The organism is Streptomyces paludis (assembly GCF_003344965.1).
GTDB lineage: Bacteria > Actinomycetota > Actinomycetes > Streptomycetales > Streptomycetaceae > Streptomyces > Streptomyces paludis.
Genome location: NZ_CP031194.1, coordinates 7,574,328 through 7,596,709, shown reverse-complemented (window position 1 = coordinate 7,596,709; position 22,382 = coordinate 7,574,328). Strand labels below are relative to the sequence as shown.

15 protein-coding genes are annotated in these 22,382 nt (G+C 71.1%); all 15 read left to right on the top strand.

Features of this window, described 5'->3' with window-relative positions; translation table 11 throughout:
- The first annotated feature begins 49 nt into the window (after nt 1-49).
- The 15 genes from DVK44_RS33290 (at nt 50) to DVK44_RS33220 (ending at nt 22,308) form a co-directional block, all read left to right on the top strand.
- On the top strand, nt 50-1,069 hold the full coding sequence (locus DVK44_RS33290; RefSeq protein ID WP_114664336.1) for a LacI family DNA-binding transcriptional regulator: 1,020 nt from the start codon (nt 50-52) through the stop codon (nt 1,067-1,069).
- Between the two features lie 140 nt (nt 1,070-1,209).
- Nucleotides 1,210-2,532: a carbohydrate ABC transporter substrate-binding protein gene (locus DVK44_RS33285; protein ID WP_114664335.1), complete on the top strand. Its 1,323-nt coding sequence runs from the start codon at nt 1,210-1,212 to the stop codon at nt 2,530-2,532.
- A gap of 50 nt (nt 2,533-2,582) precedes the next feature.
- On the top strand, nt 2,583-3,566 hold the full coding sequence (locus tag DVK44_RS33280) for a carbohydrate ABC transporter permease (protein WP_228447474.1): 984 nt from the start codon (nt 2,583-2,585) through the stop codon (nt 3,564-3,566).
- A gap of 11 nt (nt 3,567-3,577) precedes the next feature.
- On the top strand, nt 3,578-4,471 hold the full coding sequence (locus DVK44_RS33275; protein ID WP_114664334.1) for a carbohydrate ABC transporter permease: 894 nt from the start codon (nt 3,578-3,580) through the stop codon (nt 4,469-4,471).
- A gap of 37 nt (nt 4,472-4,508) precedes the next feature.
- Complete coding sequence (locus tag DVK44_RS33270; RefSeq protein WP_114664333.1) at nt 4,509-4,688, top strand: DUF6903 family protein; 180 nt, start codon at nt 4,509-4,511, stop codon at nt 4,686-4,688.
- Nucleotides 4,685-6,130: an alpha-L-fucosidase gene (locus DVK44_RS33265; protein ID WP_228447473.1), complete on the top strand. Its 1,446-nt coding sequence runs from the start codon at nt 4,685-4,687 to the stop codon at nt 6,128-6,130. Before DVK44_RS33270 ends, DVK44_RS33265 begins: the two co-directional genes overlap by 4 nt.
- On the top strand, nt 6,127-7,245 hold the full coding sequence (locus tag DVK44_RS33260; protein ID WP_114664332.1) for a hypothetical protein: 1,119 nt from the start codon (nt 6,127-6,129) through the stop codon (nt 7,243-7,245). The genes DVK44_RS33265 and DVK44_RS33260 overlap by 4 nt, the downstream gene beginning before the upstream one ends.
- A complete protein-coding gene (locus DVK44_RS33255) occupies nt 7,242-9,632 on the top strand; it encodes a discoidin domain-containing protein (protein ID WP_114664331.1) in 2,391 nt (796 codons plus the stop codon). Before DVK44_RS33260 ends, DVK44_RS33255 begins: the two co-directional genes overlap by 4 nt.
- Nucleotides 9,633-9,701: 69 nt before the next feature.
- Nucleotides 9,702-12,830, top strand: coding sequence for an alpha-mannosidase (locus DVK44_RS33250; protein WP_114664330.1), 3,129 nt, complete (start codon nt 9,702-9,704; stop codon nt 12,828-12,830).
- A 61-nt stretch (nt 12,831-12,891) separates the two neighbouring features.
- On the top strand, nt 12,892-14,193 hold the full coding sequence (locus tag DVK44_RS33245; protein WP_114664329.1) for an ABC transporter substrate-binding protein: 1,302 nt from the start codon (nt 12,892-12,894) through the stop codon (nt 14,191-14,193).
- The gene (locus tag DVK44_RS33240; protein WP_114664328.1) at nt 14,190-15,140 is read left to right on the top strand and encodes a carbohydrate ABC transporter permease; all 951 of its coding nucleotides are present in this window, start codon (nt 14,190-14,192) and stop codon (nt 15,138-15,140) included. Before DVK44_RS33245 ends, DVK44_RS33240 begins: the two co-directional genes overlap by 4 nt.
- Entirely contained in the window at nt 15,140-16,015 is an 876-nt protein-coding gene (locus tag DVK44_RS33235; RefSeq protein ID WP_114664327.1) for a carbohydrate ABC transporter permease, read from the top strand. Before DVK44_RS33240 ends, DVK44_RS33235 begins: the two co-directional genes overlap by 1 nt.
- A 1-nt stretch (nt 16,016) precedes the next feature.
- On the top strand, nt 16,017-17,318 hold the full coding sequence (locus DVK44_RS33230; protein ID WP_114664326.1) for a glycoside hydrolase 5 family protein: 1,302 nt from the start codon (nt 16,017-16,019) through the stop codon (nt 17,316-17,318).
- Complete coding sequence (locus DVK44_RS33225; RefSeq protein ID WP_114664325.1) at nt 17,305-19,602, top strand: glycoside hydrolase family 3 protein; 2,298 nt, start codon at nt 17,305-17,307, stop codon at nt 19,600-19,602. Before DVK44_RS33230 ends, DVK44_RS33225 begins: the two co-directional genes overlap by 14 nt.
- A gap of 39 nt (nt 19,603-19,641) precedes the next feature.
- The gene (locus DVK44_RS33220) at nt 19,642-22,308 is read left to right on the top strand and encodes an endo-beta-N-acetylglucosaminidase (RefSeq protein ID WP_114664324.1); all 2,667 of its coding nucleotides are present in this window, start codon (nt 19,642-19,644) and stop codon (nt 22,306-22,308) included.
- Nucleotides 22,309-22,382: the final 74 nt, after the last annotated feature.

Here is a 22,382-nt window from a genome sequence, read left to right as displayed (position 1 = left end):
GTGATCGGGCGGAGGACGCCGCGGCGCGGCCGTGGGAGAGGAGCGCGCCATGACCGAGGGCACCGCGAAGCCGAGGCAGCCGAGCATGGCCGATGTGGCCCGGGCGGCCGGGGTGTCGGCACAGACCGTCTCGCGGGCGCTGCGCGCGTCGCCGAACGTCGACCCGGAGACCCGGCGGCGGGTGCTGGCCGCCGTGGAGCAGGTCGGCTACCGGTTCAACAGCGCGGCCAGGACGCTCGCCTCGGGGCGCAGCCGCACCATCGGACTCGTCCTGCTGGCGTCCGGCGGGTACTACTCGCGGGCGGCGGTGACCGCCGGTGTGGAGGCGGCGGCCGGCGCGGCCGGGTACGCGGTCAGCATCTCCGCCATCGCCGCGCTGGACGTCGGTCTGATGGAGCAGTCCCTGTCGCGCCTCGCCGACCAGGGCGTGGACGGCTTCGTGATCGCCGTGCCGCTCATCTCGGTGACCCGGAAGATGGAGGACATCACCCGCGACATCCCGACCGTCACCCTGGACGGGTCGCGGACGGCGGGCGCCCGGGTGCTCGGCATCGACCAGCGGGAGGCGGGCCGGCTCGCCACCCGGCATCTGCTCGATCTGGGGCACCGTCAGGTCTGGCACATCTCCGGTCCCGACGAGTGGATCGAGGCGCGCCGGCGGCGGCAGGGCTGGCAGGAGTGCCTGGCCGAGGCCGGGATCGAGGCGCCGCCGCCGCTGGAGGGCGACTGGTCGCCCGACTCGGGCTACCGGCAGGGGCAGATCCTCGCGATGATCCCGGAGGTGACCGCGGTCTTCGTGGCCGGTGACGAGATGGCCTTCGGGGTGATCCGCGCGCTGCGCGAGCGCGGCCGGTCGGTGCCCGGGGACCTGTCCATCGTGAGCGTCGACGACATCGCGCTGGCGGCCTACTGCTCGCCGCCGCTGACGACCGTACGGCAGGACTTCTACCGCTACGGCGCGGCGGCCGTGGCCCTGCTGCTGCGGGGCTACGACATCGGGGCCGACGGGCCGGACGCCGCTCCGTCGCTGTCGGTGCGCGCCTCCACGGCGCCGCCGCGCTCCCGCTGAGCCGCGCGGGGCCCGGCGCCGGCCGTGCGCCGAAAGACCCTTCCCGGGACTCTTGCGCCCCGTGGGGTTCGATGCCATCGTAAGCGCGCATGTTATCGATGCCATCGTAACAACTCGCTGTCCACGGGAAGGACTTCGCCATGAGGAGATCGCTCGCCCTCGCGGGCGCCGCGGTCACGGTTCTGGGAGTGCTCGTCGGCTGTTCGGCCGGCGAAGGCACCTCGGACTCGGGCCGGACGACGCTCAAGGTCGCCGCCCTCGAAGGCGGTTACGGCCGGGACATGTACGCCCAGGTCATCAAGGCGTACGAGGCGGCGAACCCCGATGTCGAGGTGCGGTTGCAGATCTCGAAGAGCATCGAGGACGAGATCTCGCCGAACATGAAGGCGGGCCGGTATCCGGATGTCGTCGTGCTCGGCCAGGGCCGCAAGGCCGCTCTCACCGAGACCCTCGTCAAGGACAAGGCGCTGGAGGACCTCACCCCGGTCCTGAAGGCGAAGATCCCCGGCGAGGACGGGACCGTGGGCGACAAGCTCACCAAGGGCATCGTCGGCAATCTCAACACCAACCCGTACGGCACGGACCGGACGTATCTGATGCCGATGTACTACGCGCCGACCGGGCTCTTCTACAACAAGGGCCTGTTCAAGGAGAAGGGCTGGGCGACCCCGGCCACCTGGGACGAGATGTTCGCGCTGGGCGACAAGGCCAAGCGGGAGGGCATCGCGCTGTTCACCTACCCGACCGCCGGGTACCTCGACTCGTACTTCTTCGCGCTCCTCGCCGGTATCGGCGGGGAGGAGTTCCACACCGATGTCATGACGTACAAGCAGGACATCTGGAAGTCGCCGAAGGCCCGCCAGGCCCTCGATCTCACCACCCGGCTGCTGAGCTACGCCGCGCCCGCCACCGTCGGCTACGCCAACGAGCAGGACTTCACCAAGAACCAGCAGCTGATCCTCGACAACAAGGCGCTGTTCATGCCGAACGGCACCTGGATCGTCGGGGAGATGGCCGAGGCGCCGCGCGCGGACGGCTTCGCGTGGGGCCTCACCCCGCTCCCGGCGGTCGCTGCGGGCGGCGAGCGCTACATCACGACGTCCGTCGAGTCGGTCTGGATTCCGAGCGCGGCTCAGCAGAAGGACGCGGCCAAGGACTTCATCGCCTATCTGTACTCCGACGAGGCGGCGAAGATCTTCGCCGGGTCGAACGCGATCCAGCCGGTCGAGTCCGCCACGAGCGCCCTGTCCGCCGAGAACGCCGAGTTCTACCGGGTGTACGAGGACCCGTCGGTCTCCGCGCTCGTCGGCGGATTCGCGGGCACCCCGCCCGTCGAGGGCGTCGACATCAAGGCCACACTCTTCGACACCGCCAACAGCATCATCAGCGGCGACACCACCGAGGACAAATGGCAGGCCGCACTGCACGACGCCAGCGAGAAACTGCGGCAGTCGGGCGGCTGACCACCCTCCGCTCCTCCAGGACCGCTTCGTACGACCCAAGGACCGGTACGGTGACGACGCTCTCCGCCACACCCCCAGGCTCGACGGACCAACCCACCGAAGCCCCGCCGGCCGGCGGACGTTCCCGAAGCGGCGCCCGGACCCCGGCCCGGCGGCGCGGCAGCGGCCGCTTCGTGCTCGCCTGCCTGCTTCCCGCGCTGCTGCTCTTCACGGTGTTCATGGTCGTGCCGACCGTGAACGTGTTCCGGATGTCCCTCTACACCTGGAGCGGGTTCTCGCCGGACATGCGGTTCGTGGGGCTCGGCAACTTCACCCGGCTCCTGGACGACCAGCAGTTCGTGCGCGCGTTCCAGAACACGGTCGCGCTCCTGGTCGTGGTGACGGTGGTGACCATGGGCATGGGCCTGTTCCTCGCCGCGGTGATGACCCGGCAGGGGCTGCGCGGGCGGAATCTGTACCGGTTCATCCTCTACATCCCCAACGTCCTCTCGGTGGTCGTGATCGCGGCGGTCTTCTCCGCCGTGTACGACCAGGAGAACGGTCTGCTCAACGGCACACTGCGGCTGCTGTCGCTCGACGGACTCCAGCGGGTCTGGCTCGGCGACCAGAAAATCGTGCTCTACTCCGTCGCGATCGCGATGGTCTGGCAGTCGCTCGGCTACTACATGGTCCTCTACATGTCGAGCATGTCGAGCATCCCGGAGGAGCTGTACGAGGCGAGCGCGCTCGACGGCGCCTCCCCCACCCGGCAGTTCTTCGCCCTCACCCTGCCGCTCATCTGGCAGAGCCTGCGCACCACCCTGACGTTCTTCATCATGAGCGCCGTCAACCTCAGCTTCGTCCTCGTCCGCGCGATGACGGGCGGCGGTCCCGACGGCTCCTCCGAGGTGCTGCTGAGCTACATGTACAAGCAGGCGTACACGAACTCGTCGTACGGCTACGGGATGGCCATCGGTGTCGTCATCTTCGCGTTCTCGTTCCTCGTGTCGCTGCTGGTGAGCCGGGCGACACGGCGCGAGCCCCTCCAGTTCTGAGGACGGACACCATGACCCTGACCCGTTCGTCCCGCTCGCCCGCCGCCCGGCCGGGCCTCGCCCGGGCGCTGACCTACACCCTGGTCACCGCCCTCGCGCTGGCCGTCGTGGTGCCGGTCGGCTGGGTGCTGCTCGCCTCGCTCAAGCAGCGCGGCGAGTTCTTCGGGAGCCCCTGGACGCTGCCGAAGGGCCTCCACTTCAGCAACTACGCCGACGCGTTCGTCTCGGCGCACCTGGGGCAGTACTTCCTGACGTCAGTGCTGGTCACGGCGCTCGGGCTGGTGTTCGTCCTGGCGGTCTCCGTGCCGGCGGCGTATGTCATCGCCCGCTACGAGTTCCGCGGCCGGCGCGCCGTGGAGATCGCGCTCCTGGGCGGGCTCTTCGTCAATGTGAACTACATCGTCGTCCCGATCTTCCTGATGCTCGTCGACTGGGACCGGTCGCTCCTCGATGTGTTTCCGGGCGGGTTCTTCATCGACAACCCCGCGGTCCTCTCCCTCGTCTACGCGGCCACGTCGATCCCGTTCACCATCTATCTCCTCACCGCGTACTTCCGGTCGATCCCGGTCGAGTACGAGGAGGCCGCCGCGGTGGACGGGGCCTCCCGCTTCCGGATCATGGTCACCATCATGCTTCCGATGGCGCGGCCGGCGGTCACCACCGTGATCCTCTTCAACTTCCTCGCCTACTGGAACGACTTCATCATCTCGCTCACCCTGCTCCCGGGCGAGGGCAAGACGCTGCAAGTCGGTCTCCTCAACCTGTTCACCGCGCAGAAGGCGGCGGCCGACTACGGGCGGCTGTACGCCGGCATGGTCATCGTCATCGTTCCCGTTCTGATCGTCTACGCCGTCATCCAGCGCCGGCTCATCGAGGGCATGGCGTCCGGCGGTGTGAAGGGCTGACCGGCCGCCGCTCCACCAGTAGTGGAAGGACACCGACATGAAGGAACCGACACGTACCGCGTCGCTCGTCGCCGCGCGGACGCTCCTCGCGGCGGGCTGCCTCGCGCTCGTCGTCATGGCGCGCACGACGGTCGGGTGGGGAAACCTGCTGGTCATGGTCGCCGGGCTGGGCGGGCTGCTGGCCCTGCTCGCCACGTACAACCGGAGGTTCCGGTGACAGCGCCCGCAGCCACGTCCGAGGCAGGGGCGTACGGGCGGGAGCTGGCGGCGGTCCGGCCGAGCGGGCGTCAACTCGCCTGGCAGCAGATGGAGTTCTACGGCTTCATCCACTTCGGTATGAACACGATGACGGACCGGGAGTGGGGCGAGGGCCACGACGACCCGGCCCTCTTCGACCCGGCCGCCCTCGACGCCGACCAGTGGGTCCTGGCGCTGAAGGCCGCCGGCATGACCGGTGTGATCCTCACCTGCAAGCACCACGACGGGTTCTGTCTGTGGCCCAGCGACGCCACCGCCTACTCGGTCGCCGCGTCGCCGTGGCGGGGCGGCCGGGGCGATGTGGTCGCGGAGGTCGCCGACGCGGCGCGGCGGCACGGCCTGCGGTTCGGGGTCTATCTCTCCCCGTGGGACCGGACCGAGGCGTCGTACGGTTCCGGGACCGCCTACGACGACTTCTACGTCGCCCAGCTCACCGAGGTCCTGACCCGCTACGGGCCGCTGTTCTGCGTGTGGCTGGACGGCGCGAACGGCGAGGGGCCCGACGGCAGGCGCCAGGTCTACGACTGGGAGCGGTACTACGCGGTGATCCGGGCGCTGCAACCGGACGCGGTGATCTCCGTGTGCGGGCCCGATGTCCGCTGGTGCGGGAACGAGGCCGGGGAGACCCGCCCCGACGAGTGGAGTGTGGTGCCGGGCACGCTGCGGGACGCCGAGCGGACCGCGGACCGCTCGCAGCGGGCGGACGACGGCGCGTTCGCCCGGCTGGTACGCAGCGACGACCGCGATCTCGGCAGCCGCGCGGCGCTGGCCGGGCACGCGAGCGCGCCGGTCTGGTATCCGGCCGAGGTCAACACCTCCCTGCGGCCCGGCTGGTTCCACCACCCGGCCGAGGACGGCGCGGTGCGCTCCGCGGAGGAGCTGTTCGCGGTCTATCTGCGGTCCGTCGGCGGCAACTCGTGCTTCCTGCTCAATGTCCCGCCGGCCGCGGACGGCCGTGTCCGGGACGCCGACGCGGCGGTGCTGGAGGAACTCGGGCGGCGCGTCGGGGACTTCCGGGCGCGGCGGATCGGGGCGACGGCGACGGTCTCCTCCGGTGACGCGGGCGATGCCGCGACCGCGTGGCCCGGCCCGGGGCACACACCGTGGCGGCCGGACGGGGCGGACGCGCTGCCCTCGGTGACCCTCGCGTTCGCGGGGCCCCGCCGGGTCGAGGCGGTCGTCCTGGGCGAGGACATCGCCTACGGACAGCGTGTCGAGCACATCGTCGTCAAGGCCCGCCGGGACGGCCGGTGGACGACGCTCGCCGAGGCGAACGCGGTGGGCCACCAGCGGATCCTGACCTTCCCACCGGTCGAGGCCGACGCCGTACGGGCCGAGGTGACGGCGGCCCGGGACACGCCCGTCCTCGCCCGGGTGGCCGCGATCGGGGCGGCCTCGTGAAGGGCACCCTGCCCCGGCCGGGCACCGTACGGACCACGGCCGCCGCCCGTCGGGCGAGCGTCGCGCGTCGGCCGTCGGGCCGGGCGGTCGCGCTGCTCGCCGGTGTGTTCCTGGCGGTCGCCGCCGTGGTGATCACCGCGGTGGTGGTCACCGGCCACCGCGACGGGGAGAAGGTCGCCTCGCTCGACGGGGAGCCGGTCACCCGGGACGAACTGCTCTTCCAGATGCGGCGGCTCGCGCCGGCCGTGCAGAACGAGCTGCGCGCCACGTACCGGCTCAAGGACGTGACCGACTGGAACGCGCGGGCGGGCGACCGGACCGCGCTCCAGCGGCTCACGTCCCGTGCCCTCGACGAGATCCGGCGGGACCGGGCCACCCTTGTCCTCGCGAAGGAGCAGGGGCTCATCGGCTCCGTCGGGCACGCGGACTTCCTCGCCGCGCTGGCGCGGGAGAACGCGTCCCGTGCCGAGGCGATCGCCGCGGGCCGGACGGTCTACGGTGTCACGGAGTTCACCGCCGAGGAGTTCTACACGCACCGGCTCACCGAGCTGGCCACGGGCCTCAGGAAGCGGCTGGGCGCGGACGCGGACGGCCCGCTGCGGGTCACCGACGCCGAGGTCCGGCGCGCCTTCGACAGCGACCGCGGCTCCTGGAGCGCCAACGCGACCACGTACCGCTACACCCGGCTCGTGGTGCCCGTGCCCGACGGTGCCTCCGCCGGTGACACGGCCCGGGTGCAGCGCCGGGTCACCGCCGCCGGGCGGCTCAGCGCCGTCACCGGGGTGCCCGGGGCCGAGCTGACGACCGGCACGTACGACGGCGGTGCCACCACCGGGCTGAACGCGCACGACCAGGACCTGATGGCGGTGCTCGGCACCCTGGCGCCGGGCCGGATCTCGGAGCCCGTCACGGGCACCGGCCATGTCACCTACTACGAACTCGACGGCAAGGACGTCGACGAGGAGAAGGCGTTCGCCGACTACTCCCGGCGGATCCGGCAGTCCCTCGTCGAGAAGAAGTTCGCCCAGTACCTCCAGCGCCGGGTCGACGCGAGCACGACCGACGTCGACACCGCGGCGGTGGACGCCATCAACGCAGAGGATGTGCAGCGATGAGACCTGCCGACACCCCACCGCCCGCCGCCGGCGCCGCCGGCGGGGAAGCGCCGAAGCGCCGCCGGTTCCCGGCGCGCGCACTCCGCGCGGGCCTCACCCCCCTGTTCAGCGCCCTGCTCGCCGCGCTGCTCGCCGGACCGCTGGTGCCCGTCGCGCACGCCGCCGGGTCCGGTGAGCGCGCTCCCGTACCGGCGCCGGCCGCCGCGCCCGCGCCCTGGCCGGGCGACACACCGAACACGACCGGGGGCACGGACTACTTCATCGACGCCACCCTGGGCCGTGACAACGCTGTCGGGACCTCGCCGGGTGCCGCCTGGCGCACCCTGGCCAAGGCGAGCGCGACCACGTTCGGGCCCGGTGACCGGATCCTGCTCAAGGCCGGTGAGCAGTGGCAGGACGAGCAGCTGTGGCCGAAGGGTTCGGGCAGCGCGGGCCGGCCGGTCACCATCTCGGCGTACGGCGACCCGGGCGCCCGGCGGCCGTACATCGCGACGAACGGCAAGGTGCCCAGCCCGTTCCTGGCGAACGGCACGAAGAACCCCGCCACCGTCGGGCTGACCGGCGCCATCGTGCTGCGCAACCAGCAGTACTGGCACATCAACAATGTCGAGCTGTCCAACGACGACGACTTCGCGACCGACATCACCACCGGGTCCGTCGTCCGCGACGGCATCGCGGTCTCGGTCAACGCCGACCTCCTCAAGGACGGCGAGGACAGCATCATGGACCACTTCCGTATCTCGGAGGTGTACGTCCACCACATCGACGGCCCGAGCCGCTGGCAGCGCATCCACTACGGAGGCGTCAACTTCCAGGTCTTCGGCAGCCGGAGCTACAAGGAGTACGGGACGGGCGGGTACTACTTCAAGGACGTCCGGATCGAGAACAACACCTTCGACAACGTCGAACTCCACGCCGTCCAGTTCGCGTTCAACTGGTTCGGCGCCGATGGGACCAGCGCGGGACAGTACGACGAGAGCGGCAAGTTCCACGAGGGCTGGGAACAGCTGTGGGTACGCACCCGCGACCTGTACAGCCGTGATGTCTACATCGGTCACAACTACGCCAAGAGCACCGGCCAGGGCGCGATCCAGCTCGCCAACACCAAGAACATGACGGTCGAGTACAACGAGGTGAACGGCTTCCTGGAGCGCTACGACGGGGTGTCGTGCGCGCTGTACCTGTGGGCCGGAGCCGACTCGGTCATGCAGTACAACGAGGTGTACGGCGGCCCGAGCGACGAGTACGACGGCACCCCCTGGGACCTGGAGTACACGAACTTCAACGTCACGTACCAGTTCAACTACTCGCACGACAACGCGGCCGGCTGGATGGCCTACATGGGCAACAGCCACAACTCGGTGGCCCGCTACAACCTGAGCGTCAACGACAACGGCGTGCTCGTGAAGAACATGCTGTCGACCAACTACTCACCGACCTACTTCACGAACAACACCTTCGTCTACGACGGCGCGGAACTCGACACCGTCCACGACGAGACATTCCTGAGCCGCGTCTACTTCCTCAACAACATCTTCTACAACACCTCGACGACCACCCCCACCCCCTGGTACCGGCGGACCGGCGCCCTGCGGCAGGCCGTGTTCTCCAACAACGACTTCTACGAGGCCGGCGGTGTCCACTCCCCCCAGGAACCGGCCGACGCGAGGGGGCTGCGCACCGATCCGCGGTTCGTCGGGGACCCCGCCGCGTATGTCACCGGGGCGGGCGTGGACCGGATCCGCGACGCGGCGGCGCACTTCGCGCTGCGCCCGGACTCGCCGCTCATCGACGCCGGCCGGTACAACCCGCACCTGGGCACCGAGGACTTCCTCGGCACCCCGCTCTACTACGGCAGGGCGCCGGACATCGGCATCTCCGAGGCGCGGATCGGTCCGCGTGTCAGCGACCCGGTCGACACCGACCCGGTCGAGGAGGAGACGGACAGCCGGGTCGACCTCGCGCGCGGCAGACCCGTCACCGCCAGCTCGACCCACCCCGGGGCGAACGGAACACTCGGCGCGGAGAAGCTGACCGACGGCAACCCCGCGACCCGCTGGGCCGCGGCCGACGACGCGGTCTACCCGATCACCCTCGACATCGACTTCGGCGCGAGCACCACCTTCGACGAGGTCTATCTCGACGAGTACACCGACTCGGGCACCAACCCGCGCGTGCGTACCTTCGAACTCCAGCGGTGGGACACCGGAACCGGCCGCTGGGTGACCTTCGCGAGCCGTGACACCGGTATCGGGCACGACCTCACCGTGACCGGCTTCGGCAGTGTGACGACCACCCGTCTCCGGGTGGCGCTCACCGGGAAGATCGCGACGGAGCGCTACACACCGACGATGACCGGGATCGCGGTCTACCGCACCGGCCGGTAGACACCGCCGAGGGGCCGGTGACCAGCGCTGCCGGCCCCTCGGCCACTTCTCGCAGGGAGAGGACTCCAGGTGCACCCCCACTTCTCTTCGACGCTCGACCGGCTCGACCGTGTACGGCGCGACCGCGTCCTGCCCCGGGTCCGTACCCGGCTCGCCGGCGTACGGGTCGAGTCCTGGTCGGTGGAGGACGGCGGCGGCGAGCCGGTGAGCCCCGGCCACGCGCTCGGGCTGACCACCGACCCCGGCCGCGCCCGCCCCGACTACCGTCCCTTCGCCCCGGGCTCCGCCTGGGGGCCGGCCTGGTCGACGACCTGGTTCCGGGTCACCGGCACGGTGGACCTCGATCCCGCCCCGCCGGGTCCGGTCGAACTCGTCCTGGATCTGGGGTGGTTCGACCACTCGGTGGGCGGCCACTGCGAGGGCCTGGTCTTCGACCGGGACGGCAGGGTGGTCAAGGGCCTCCATCCCCGGCAGAGCAGCGTCCGGCTGCACGACGGGGAGAGCGCCTCCGCGCTGCTCGACGCCGGGGGACACTTCGTCCTGCATGTCGAGGCCGCCGCCAACCCGCTGCTGCTCGGGCTGCCGCCCTTCGTCGTCACCGAGCACGGGGAGAAGGGCGCGCGGGAGGAGTTCGAGGAGTTCCGGCTGCGCCGGGCGGAGACCGCGGTGTTCTCCCCCGACGTGCACGGGTTCCTCTGCGATCTCGATGTGCTGGGCGGTCTGGCCGCCGAACTCGGCGAGGACGAACCGCGCCGCTGGCGGCTGCTGCGCGGCATCGAGGAGGCCCTCGACCGCTACGACGAGAGCGACGCCGCGGCCACCGCCCGGGACGCCCGCGCGGTGCTGGCGCCGCTGCTGGCCGCGCCCGCCCACCACAGCGCCCACCGGATGACCGCCGTGGGGCACGCGCACATGGACTCGGCGTGGCTCTGGCCGCTGCGCGAGACCGTGCGCAAGGTGGGCCGTACGGTCTCCAACGTCCTCGCGCTGCTGGACACCCACCCGGACCTCGTCTACACCATGTCCGCCGCACAGCACTTCGCCTGGCTGGAGGAGCACCACCCCCAGCTCTTCGCCCGGGTGCGCCGCTATGTGGCGGAGGGCCGCTTCGTCCCGGTCGGCGGGATGTGGGTGGAGCCGGACGGCGTGATCCCCACCGGCGAATCCATGGTGCGGCAACTGACCTACGGCAAAAGGTACTTCCTCGACCGGTTCGGTATCGAGACGCGCGAGGTGTGGCTGCCCGACTCCTTCGGGTACTCGGGCGCGCTGCCGCAGCTCGCGCGCCGGGCCGGTGCCCGCTGGTTCCTGACACAGAAGATCTCGTGGAACGACACCACCGTCTTCCCGCACCACTCCTTCTGGTGGGAGGGGATCGACGGCAGCCGGGTCTTCACCCACTTCCCGCCGGTGGAGACCTATGCCGCCGAGGTCACCGCGCGCGAACTGCGCCACGCGGTGGGCAACTTCAAGGACAAGGCCATCGCCTCCCACTCCCTGCTGCCCTACGGCTACGGCGACGGCGGCGGCGGTCCCACCGCGGAGATGGCGGAGCGGCTGCGCCGTTTCGCCGATCTGGAGGGCGCGCCCCGGGTCGTCTCCCGTACCCCGGCGGAGTTCTTCCACGACGCCGAGACCGAACTGGCCGGGATCACCGCGGCGTCACCGGCGCTCGCGCCCGTACACCGGGGGGAGCTGTATCTGGAGCTGCACCGGGGCACCCTGACCTCCCAGGTGGCCATGAAGCGGTACAACCGGGGCTGCGAGTCGCTGCTGCGGGCCGTGGAGTACCTCTGTGCCGCGGCCACCCTGCTGCGCGACGCGCCCGCTCCGCGGGAGGAGCTGGACGAGATCTGGCGCGGGGTGCTGCTGCACCAGTTCCACGACATCCTGCCCGGCACCTCCATCAGCTGGGTGCACCGTGAGGCCAGGGACTTCTACCGGACGGCCCTGGCGCGGCTGGGCGCCCTGGCGGACCGGGCCACGAAGGTGCTGGGCGGTGCGGACGCGGAGAGCGGCGGGGCCGCCGCCGTACTCCCGCCGTTCCTCGCGGCCCCCGCCCCCGCAGAGGAGCCCCGCGCCACCGTCGAGGCCGTGGAAGGGGAGGACGGGGCGACGGTGCTGGACGACGGGCTGCTCCGGGCCGTGATCGACGCCGAGGGCCATCTCGTCTCGCTCGTCGATCTGGGCACCGGCCGGGAGACCGTCCCGCCCGGTGCGCGCGCCAATGAGTTGCAGATCTTCCGTGACGAGCCCGTGCGCTGGGACGCCTGGGACGTGGACCGGCACACGTTGCGCCATCCCCGGACGGTCGGCGAGGTCACCGGCCGCCGGGTGGTGCGCGAGGGGGCCGACGCCGGTGTCGAGACCGTCCGCCGGTTCGGTACGTCGGTGTTCACCGTGACGGCGTGGCTCAGGGCGGGCACCGGCCGGCTGGAGACGGAGTGTGCCGTCGACTGGCGGGAGCGCGAGCAGCTGCTCAAGGTCGCGCTGCCGGTCCATGTCATGGCGCGGACGGCGCGGTTCGAGACGCAGTACGGATATGTGGAGCGCCCGTTGCTGGTGAACACGGCGGCCGACGACGCGATGTTCGAGGCCGGGATGCACCGGTACATCCATGTGGCCGACGGGAGTTACGGCGTCGGGATCGTCAACGACACGATGTACGGCGCGGATGCCCGGGCCCGGGGCGACGCCACCGTCGTACGGCTGTCGCTGCTGCGCGGCAGCCGGTTCCCCGATCCGGAGGCCGATGTGGGCCGGCATGTGTTCCGCTGGGCCCTGCTGCCGGGCGCGGACGTGCCCGGCACGGTCGAGGCCGCGTACCGGTTCAACACGCCCGAGGTCGCCGTCCCGGAGGGGCTGCGCCCTCTCGTGGCGCTCGAAGCGGCGAGCGGCCACGCGGTGATCGACTGGGTGAAGCTCGCGGACGACGGCTCGCGGGATCTCGTCGTACGGATCTACGAGACCCAGGGCGCGCGGGCCCGGGCCGTGCTGCGTCCCTCGCCGGCCCTCGGCAGGGACGCCGTCGTCCACGAGACGGATCTGCTCGAACGCCCCTTCAGCCCGGAGGAGGGACTGCCGCCGGCCCTCCCGCCCGGTGCGCCCGCCCGCGCCGACGGGGCGGTCCTGGAACTCGGTCCCTTCCAGGTGGCGACTTTGCGTATCGCCACCGCCCGGCCGCGGCACACCGCCTGATCACCGCCTGATCCCGGAACACACCACCATCCGTCTCGCACCACCGTTGAGGAGAAGCCATATGACACCCACCGGCAAACGCCGCGCGCTTGTCGCGGGAACCGTCCTCGGCTCGCTGCTGCTGTCCTCGTGCGTCATCGGCGGCGACAACACATCGGCACCGAAGGGCTCGGACACGGAAGTCTCCGGCACGATCACGTTCCAGACCTGGAACCTGAAGAACGACAAGTTCACCTCGTACTTCAACGACCTCATCGCCGCCTTCGAGAAGGAGAATCCGGACACCGAGATCAAGTGGGTGGACCAGCCCGCCGAGGGGTATCAGGACAAGCTGTCCGCCGACGCCGCGGCCGGCTCCCTCCCCGATGTGGTCGACATGGGGCCCGAGGCCGCCTACACCCTCGCGCAGGCCGGTGTGCTGCTGGACCTGGGCAAGGCGGATCCGGCGGCCGAGAAGAAGTACCTGGACAAGGCGTGGCAGGCGATGACGTTCGACGGCCTGGGGGGCGGGACGTACGGCTATCCCTGGTATCTGAACACCGGGCCGTCGTTCTTCAACAAGAAGCTGCTGGCCAAGTGCGCGCTGGATCCCGGCAAGCTGCCCACCACGTACGACGAGCTGTTCGACCAGGCCGGGACCATGGCCGAGAAGTGTCCGGACGAGGCGATGATCGCCCGGATGCCCGCCATCGAGACCTTCGGCGAGTACGGCGTACCGCTCATGGACGAGGGCGGCCGGAAGTTCACGTACAACGACCCCAAGGGCGTGGAGCTGGTCGAGCGGTTCCGGGAGCTGTACGCGAAGAAGGGGCTCGACGAGGAGGCGCTGAACAACCTCCAGACCAAGGAGGTCGAGGAGTTCAAGGCCGGCCGTCTGGCGTATCTGCCCGGCAGCTCCTACACACTGAACGACCTCAAGGAGACGGCGCCCGACGTCTACAAGGACCTGGCCATCGGGCCGCGCATCAGCAACGGCTCGCCCAACATGTACATCGAGTCGCTCGTGGTGAACGCGCGGTCCAAGCACCCGGGACTGGCCAAGGCGTTCGCCACGTACGTCACCAACTCGGCCAACCAGCTGGCCTTCGCCCAGAAGGCGTCCGTCTTCCCGTCGTCGGCCGGGACGCTGGACGACCCGTACTTCACCGAGGACGACGGCGATCCGGCGACGAAGGTACGGATCGAGAGCACCGCCCAGGTGCGCGAGGCGGTGGTGTGGTGGCCGCCGGCGTTCTCGGGGTCGGCGGACAGCGAGACACTGCGGGAGCAGATCGCGCAGGCCCTGCTCGGCAAGAAGTCGGTGAAGTCGGCGCTGGACGCGTCCGTCACGTACTCCAACGACCGGCTGGAAGCCAACGGATGACAGCGACCGCGACCCGGGACGGGTCCCGGTGGCGGAGGGGGCGCGGGCTCCGTCACCGGAGCCCGCTGGCCACCCACCGCTGGTACGCGACACCGTGGCTGTTTCTGCTGCCGGCGCTCGCCGTCATCGTGCTCATGGTGCTCGTGCCCTTTGTGAACACCCTGCAACTGGCCTTCACCGACTCGACGTTGCTGAGGACCGGCGAGTTCGTGGGGGTGGACAACTTCCGCAGGATGTTCGCCGACGAGCGGTTCACGACGGCGCTGCTGAACTCCACCCTCTACACCGTGTGTGTGGTGCCCGTGATGGTGGTGCTGCCGCTGATGCTGGCCGTCCTGATCAGCACGACGGACCGGCTGGCCGGGTTCTTCCGTACCACTATGTATCTGCCGGTGGTCATGTCCCCGGTGGTCGTCGGGCTGATCTGGACGAACATGCTGGACAAGAGGGGGCTGGTGAACGAGCTGGCCGGCACCCTGGGGATCGCCGCCGCGCCCTTCCCCTTCCTCAGTGACCGCTGGCTGCTGCTCTTCAGCGCGATGTTCGTCACCGTGTGGATGGGCCTGGGCTACTACATGGTGATCTATCTGGCGGCGCTGGTGAACATCGACCGCAGCCTGTACGACGCGGCGGCCGTGGACGGGGCCGGCCCGGTGCGAGCCTTCCTCAGTGTCACCGTGCCGGGGGTGCGTTCGACCATGGCGCTCGTCACGGTGCTGTCCTCGGTCGCCGCCTTCCGGGTGTTCGGCGAGATCTATGTCCTCACCAACGGCACCGGCGGGGTGGGCGGCGGCGATCTCACCATGACCATGCTCATCCAGCGCGAGGGCACCGGACTCCAGGCGCGTACCGGGTACGCGGGCGCGATCAGCCTCGTCATGTTCGTCATCCTCGGCGGTCTGCTCCTGGCGCAGCTCGCCGCGCAGCGCAAGCAGAGGAACACCTGATGCCCCGTTCCAGCGGAAGCGGTGCCGGGCGCGGGGCCGCCCGGGGGCCGCGCCGGGTGCCGTCCGGCGCCGTGGCCCGTTACGCCGTGCTCGTACTGATGGCCCTGCTGCTGGCCGGGCCGCTGCTGTGGCAGCTCTCGCTCTCCCTCAAGGGCGCGGGCGAGCCGCTGTACGAGCGACCGCCGAGTGTGATCCCCGAGCACCCGACGTTCGAGCACTTCGGGACGGTGCTGGACCGGATTCCCGTACCGCACTATCTGCTCAACTCCCTGCTGGTGGCGGTCATGGCGGTGACCGGCAATGTGGTGGGGGCCACCTGCGCCGGCTACGCGCTGGGCAAGCTGCGCTTCCGGGGCCGGGCGGCGGTGACCGCGCTCGTGGTGGCGGCGCTGCTCGTCCCGGCGGAGACCGTGCTGATCTCGCAGTTCCTGACCGTCAGGGCGGCCGGACTGGCGGACACACTCCTCGGGGTCGCCCTGCCCACGCTGGTGGCGGCGCTGAACGTCCTGCTGATGCGCAACGCCTTCGCCAGCCTCCCGCCGGAGTTCGAGGAGGCCGCCGTCATCGACGGCGCCAACGCCTGGCAGCGGTTCATCCGGGTCTCCGTGCCGCAGGTCAAGGGCGTGATCACGGTGGTGGCGGTGTTCGCCTTCGTGGGCTCGTGGAACGACTTCCTGTGGCCGCTGATCGTCCTGTCGAGCGAGGACAACTACACCCTCACCGTCGGTCTGAACCGGCTGCGCGGCACCTTCTACGACGATCCGCGCCTGATCGCCGCCGGCACGGTCATCGCCCTGATTCCCATCATCGCGTTCTTCGCGGCACTGCAACGCTACTTCTTCCGCGGGCTGGAATCCGGCGGGCTGAAAGGGTGACATGCTGAGGTTCGGAGTCAATTACACCCCCTCCCGGGACTGGTTCTACTCCTGGCTGGATCCGGACTGGGCGTCCGTCCGGCGGGATCTGGAGGCCCTCGCCGCCCTCGGGCTCGACCATGTCCGCGTCCTGCCGCTGTGGCCCGTGGTGCAGCCCAACCGGACCCTGATCCGGGCCCGCGCGCTGCGCGATGTCCGCCGGGTGGTGGAGATCGCCGGTGAGGCCGGTCTCGACGCGTCCGTCGATGTCCTCCAGGGGCATCTGTCCGGATTCGACTTCGTGCCGAGCTGGCTGACGGACTGGCACCGGCGCAGTATGTTCAGCGATCCGGACGCCGTCGACGCGCAGACCCGGCTGGTCGAGGCGTTCGAGGACCGGTTGCGCGATCTGCCCAACTTCCTCGGGCTGACACTGGGCAACGAGGTCAACCAGTTCACCTCCGCCGTGCACCCCACCCCGATGTCCGCCACACCGGAGCAGGTGTCGTCCTGGCTGGGCGCCCTGCACGGGACCGGGGCGCGCGACCCGCGCCACTTCCGGCTCAACGCGGAGTACGACGCGGTCTGGTACGCGGACGGGCACGCCTTCGTACCGGCGCACTCCAGCCGGTTCGGCGACATGAGCGTGGTGCACTCCTGGATCTTCAACGGCACCGCGCAGGGGTACGGTCCGATGTCGCACGAGAGCCTCCACCACGCGGCCTATCTCGTCGAGCTGTCCCGGGCCTTCGCCGTCGATCCGGCCCGCCCGGTGTGGCTGCAGGAGGTGGGGGCGCCGCTCAACCACCTCACCGAGGAGCAGGCGCCCGGCTTCTGCGAGGGAACGGTGCGCGCCGCCGCCGACAGCGAGGCGCTGTGGGGGGTCACCTGGTGGTGTTCGCACGATGTGGACCGCCGGCTGGGCGACTTCCCCGAACTGGAGCACAGTCTCGGGCTGATCGGTGCCGACGGCGCGGTGAAGCCGATCGGGCGGCGCTTCGCCGAGCTGGCCGCGGAGCTGCGCGACCGGCCGCGACCGGCGCCCCGGCGCGAGGCCGTCGTGATTCCGGTCGACGGCCGGGACGTCCCCCTCTCCCGGGCCGAACTCTCCCCGGGCGGTGGTGTCTTCGAGGCGTGGATGGACCTCGCCCGCGCGGGGAGCCGGCCCGCTCTGGTCACCTCGACCGCCGCCGCCGATCCCGCCGCGCTCGGGGCCCGCTCCCTCGACCGTACGGTCACGGCCGCACCGACCGGCCGCACCTTCTACTCGTCCGTCAGCGATGACGCCGTACTGACGCGGACCGCCGACCGTGCCGGCCGCTGACCTCGCCGCGCCCGCGCCGCCCGCCGTCGAGCGGCTGATCGCCGAGCTGTCCCCGGCCGAGAAGGCGGGCCAGCTCAACCAGCGGCTCTACGGCTGGCAGGCCGTGGAGCGGTCCGCGCGCGGCGGGTTCCGGCTGACGGACCGGGCGCGGGCGGAGCTGGACCGGTGGGGCGGGCTCGGCGCGCTGTACGGGCTGTTCCGCGCGGACGCCTGGTCGGGCCGTACGTGGGACAACGGCATCCGGCCCGAGGAGCGGGCCGAGGTCGCGGCCCTGGTCCAGGAGGAGGTGGTCCGGGCGGGCCGGCACGGGATCGGGGTGCTGCTGTCGGAGGAGGCGCCGCACGGGCACCAGGCCCTGGGCGGCACCCTGCTGCCCACCAACCTCGCCGTCGCCGCCGGATGGGACCCCGGCACCCTTCGGGAGGCGGCGGCGTCGGTCGGCGCGGAGCTGGCGGCCAGTGGTGTGCATCTCGCGCTGGTGTCGGCCCTCGATCTGCTGCGCGATCCGCGCTGGGGCCGGGCCGAGGAGTGTTTCGGCGAGGATCCGCTGCTGGCGGCCGAGCTGACCCGGGCCGTGGTGACCGGTATGCAGTCCGGCCTCGGTTCCCCCTCGGGCGGTGTCGCCGTCGTCCTCAAGCATCTGGCGGCCCAGGGCGAGGCCGTCGGGGGGCGCAACGGCCAGTCGGCCGTCATCGGCGCGCGCGATCTGCGCGAGCTGCATCTGCCGTGTGTACGGGCGGCGGTGGAGGCGGGCGCGCGGGGCTTCATGGCGGCCTACAACGACATCGACGGGGTGCCGTGCTGCGCCAACCGTGAGCTGCTCACCGGTTTTCTGCGCACCGAGTGCGGGTTCGACGGGATCGTCATGGCGGACGGTCTGGCCGTGGACCGGCTCGCCGTCATGGCGGGGAGCCCGGTGGCCGCCGCGGCGGCGGCGCTGGCGGCGGGGGTGGATCTCTCGCTCTGGGACGAGTCCTTCGCCCTGCTGGACTCGGCCGCCGAAGGGGATCCGGCCCTGGCCGCGCTCATCGACACCGCCTGCCGCCGGGTGCTCACGCTCAAGTACCGGATGGGCCTGCTGGCCGGCGGGCCCGGCGAGGCCCGCACCGGCGCCCCGGAGAGCGGCGGGGTACGGGACGGGGCCGCTGACGGCGGCGGGGTACGGGACGGGGCCGCGGCGCGGGAGCGGCTGACGCTCGCCGCCCGGACGACCCGACGGCTCTCCCGGCGGCTGGCCCGGCAGTCCCTGGTGCTGCTGCGGAACAGCGGCGGGCTGCTGCCCCTGGATCCGCGCTCCCTGACCAAGGTGGTGCTGGCGGGCCCCAACGCCCGCCAGGTCACCGCGCTGCTGGGGGACTATGTGCCGCCGCTGCCCGCGTGGTCGGCGGAGAGCCTGGAGGTCGCCCTGCGCCGGGCGCTGCCGCACACCGAGGTGGTGTGTGTGGCCGGTGTGCCGTCGGCGGCCGATCTGTGCGACGCCTCCCTGGTGCTTCTCGCCCTGGGCGGAACGAGCCACCGCGCCTACGCCGACCGGTTCGCCGCCAACGGCGCCTCGGCCGAGGCCCCGGCCGTCGCGACGGCGGGCGAGGGGGTCGATCTCGCGGACGTGTCCCTGCCCGGGGACCAGGACGCGCTGGTCACCGCCGTACGGGCCGCGGCGCACTGTCCCGTGGCGGCGGTCGTCGTCGCGGGCCGGCCGCATGTGCTCACCGCGGTGGCCGCGCACACGGACGCCGTGCTGTGGGCCGGGTATCCGGGCCCGCACGGCGCCGGGGCCGTGGTCGACGCGCTCCTCGGCGCCGTCGAACCGGTGGGCCGGCTGCCGTTCACCCTGCCGCGCCATCCCGGCGTGGTGCCGGTGCGGTACAACGACCGGCATCCGCCCGACGGTGTGTACCGGGACGCGGCGGACCCGGTGCTCTTCCCCTTCGGCTTCGGTCTGCGCTACCGGCCGGTCGTCGTCGACGGGCTCACGGCGGAGCTGACCGGCCGGACCGTACGGGTCAGTGTCGGTGTGACCAACCCGGGCTCCACCGAAGCCGAGGCGGTCGTCCCGCTGTTCGCCCAACGCGGCGGCGGGACCGTGCTGCCCCGGCTGCGCGAACTGCTCGCGTTCGAGCGGGTCACGGTGGCGGCGGGGGCGCGCGCCGTCATCGCCTGGGAGCTGCCCGCCGCGCGCTGTCTGGCCGAGGGCGCGACCCGGCACGCGCGGACCGATCTGTACGTGGAGGATCTGCACACCGTCCTTCGCCCGTACGGCACTTCACCGGCCGGCCCGTCCTGAGGGCCGGCCGTCCCCCTGCGGAGAAAGCGAGGAAATGTCATGTCGCGCAATCGCAGAACCGGAGGAAGGTCCACGTTACGGGCCGGCGCCGGGGCCCTGGCCGTGGTGCTCGCCCTCACCCTCGGCACCGGAAACGCCGAGGCGAGCGACACCCTGCCGTGGACGGGGGACAGCGCGGTGGGGGCCAACCAGCCCTACCAGCACGGCTACTCCTCCACCGACCTGCTGCGCTGGAACCCCGCGGACGACACCGGCGCGGCGTATCTGCGCGCCAAGGTGCCCCTCCAGACCCGTACGGCACCCCTCTCCGCGACCCAGCGCAACAAGGCGCTGCCCGCGCAGACCCAGCACCTCACCCTGGCGGGCGACTACGGCAACGCCTTCTTCGAAAGCCACCCGTACACCAACGAGTTCAGCCAGTATCTCTTCAACTACTGGCAGTACACGGACGCGTACGCGGCCTGGCACGGGATGCCCACCGAGGGCGTACCGGTGTCCTCCTACGATCCGGACCTGGACTGGCGCGAGAAGTGGTTCGAGTTCGGCATGCTGAACCTGCCCAACCCCGGTTACACCAACGCAGCGCACGCCAACGGGGTGCGGTCGCTGGCCTGTATCTTCTTCTCCCCGAACGACCGCGGCGACCAGGACTACTCCGAGCTGCTGGTCCGTGACGCCACCGGTGCCTTCCCGGCGGCGGCCAAGCTCATCGAGGTCGCCGAGTACTACGGCTTCGACGGCTACTTCGTCAACCAGGAGAGCGCCGTCGCCGCGGCCGACATCCCCGCGTACAAGCAGTTCCTCAAGCAGCTGCGCGACGGCGGGATGTATGTGCAGTGGTACGACTCCATCCACAACTCCACCGGCTCGATCTCCTACCAGAACGAGTTCAACGCGGTCAACGGCCCGTTCGTGCGCGACCCCCGGCTCGGTGACGTGTCCGACTCCATCTTCCTGAACTACTGGTGGAACAAGTCCAGACTCACCAACTCGAAGGCGTACGCGGCGGGGCTGGGCCTGGACTCCCGGGCCAGTGTGTTCGCGGGTGTCGAGGCGGGGATGTACCAGTTCAACCAGCCCTACAACCTGGACGACAACCTCGGCCCCGACGGCACCCCGATGAACGCCATCGCCACCCTCGGCGCCGACTTCGTCTCCTCCGACTACGCCGCCAAGACCGACGACGCGGCCCAGGCACAGGTCTTTGACCGGGAACGCCGCTGGTGGACCGGCTCGTCGCAGGGGGCCACCACCCCCGAGGGGAGCTGGAAGGGCATCTCCAAGTACATCGCCGAGCGCTCCGTCATCAAGGGCACCACGTTCGCCACCTCGTTCAACACCGGTCACGGACTGTCGACATGGAGCGAGGGCAGGCTGTCCAGCGACGCCGAGTGGGGCAATATCAACGTCCAGGACATCCCTGTCTCCTGGCAGTGGTGGATCGACGCGGACCGCACACCGCTGGCCGCGGACTTCGACTACGGCCCCCGGTACACCCCGGCGAGCAGATTCTCCTACCGCAAGATCGGCGGCTACGACGGCGGCAGCTCCCTCGTCCTCAGCGGCACCCTCGCCAGTGACAACACGGTGCGCCTCTACAAGACCGATCTGGCCGTGACCTCCCGCTCCAGCCTCGCCCTCACCTACAACAAGCCGTCGGCCGACGACGGTTCCCAGCTGCGGCTGGCCCTTGTGCTCGCCTCCGACCCGGACAAGGTCGTGCAGGTGCCGCTGGCCGGGACCGGCCGGCGCACCGACGGCTGGGAGACCGTGACGGCCGATCTGTCGGCGTACGCCGGCGAGCGCGTCGCCTCGCTCGGCCTCGTCGTCGCCGCCGGGCCCCAGTCCGTCCCGAACTACCAGGTCAATCTGGGCTCCCTGGCCCTGCGCGACGGCGTGGACCGTACCCCGGCCGCCCCGAAGGGGCTGGAGATCACCCAACTGCTGGCCGGCACGGACGAGTTGTTCCTAGGCTGGCAGCTCGACGGCTACGACACCGTGCGCCGCTACGACGTCTATCTCGACGACACCTATCTGGGCGGCGTCTATGACGACGTCTTCTACGCCAAGCGCTTCACCGCCACCTCGGGAACCATCAGGCTCGTGGCGGTCGGCCCGGACGGCAGCCGGAGCGCGCCCGCCACCGTACCGTTCGACCTGGGGACGGCGCCGGACAGGCTGACCACCGTCGCCGGCCGGGACGGCACCCTCAAGGTCTCCTGGACACCGCCCGCTTCGGGGAAGCCGGTCACCCTGCGGCTGACCGGTGTCGACACCTCCACACCCCACACCCGGACGGTCACCGTCCCGGGCACCGCCACCGGCACCACCCTGACCGGCGTCCCGGTGCACGGCGGCACGTACCTCCTCACCGCGCGGGCGGGCACCGGCACACCGACCGCCGTGCGCGGCGCCTTCGCCGACGCGGAGATCACGCCGTACCCCGCCTCCGCCGTACGGATCAGCGGCAACACGTTCACCTTCTCCCGGCCGGAGCTGGCGGACTGGCACACCCTCACCGTCCTTGAGGACGGCGTACCGAAGCAGTTCGCGACGACCTACGGATCGGGGAACAAGCCCTACATCATCCGGGGCCGCACCACCCGCGCGGCGATGACGGTCACCATGTCCCGGCCGGCCGGCCGGGTCGTGGCCGTCTTGGAGGACTACGCGGGCAACAGGGCCGAGACCGTGCTCCGCGGGTAGCCGGAGCGACCCGGCCGCATTCTGCCGGGCCTCCGCATCCCCGCTGGTCAGCGGGGTCGGGGGCCCGGCGTTCG

Coding starts and splice junctions, on each gene's coding strand:
- DVK44_RS33290 (WP_114664336.1), top strand. CDS start 50: ATGACCGAGGGCACCGCGAAGCCGAGGCAGCCGAGCATGGCCGATGTG.
- DVK44_RS33255 (WP_114664331.1), top strand. CDS start 7,242: ATGAGACCTGCCGACACCCCACCGCCCGCCGCCGGCGCCGCCGGCGGG.
- DVK44_RS33245 (WP_114664329.1), top strand. CDS start 12,892: ATGACACCCACCGGCAAACGCCGCGCGCTTGTCGCGGGAACCGTCCTC.
- DVK44_RS33230 (WP_114664326.1), top strand. CDS start 16,017: ATGCTGAGGTTCGGAGTCAATTACACCCCCTCCCGGGACTGGTTCTAC.
- DVK44_RS33285 (WP_114664335.1), top strand. CDS start 1,210: ATGAGGAGATCGCTCGCCCTCGCGGGCGCCGCGGTCACGGTTCTGGGA.
- DVK44_RS33220 (WP_114664324.1), top strand. CDS start 19,642: ATGTCGCGCAATCGCAGAACCGGAGGAAGGTCCACGTTACGGGCCGGC.
- DVK44_RS33275 (WP_114664334.1), top strand. CDS start 3,578: ATGACCCTGACCCGTTCGTCCCGCTCGCCCGCCGCCCGGCCGGGCCTC.
- DVK44_RS33240 (WP_114664328.1), top strand. CDS start 14,190: ATGACAGCGACCGCGACCCGGGACGGGTCCCGGTGGCGGAGGGGGCGC.
- DVK44_RS33270 (WP_114664333.1), top strand. CDS start 4,509: ATGAAGGAACCGACACGTACCGCGTCGCTCGTCGCCGCGCGGACGCTC.
- DVK44_RS33235 (WP_114664327.1), top strand. CDS start 15,140: ATGCCCCGTTCCAGCGGAAGCGGTGCCGGGCGCGGGGCCGCCCGGGGG.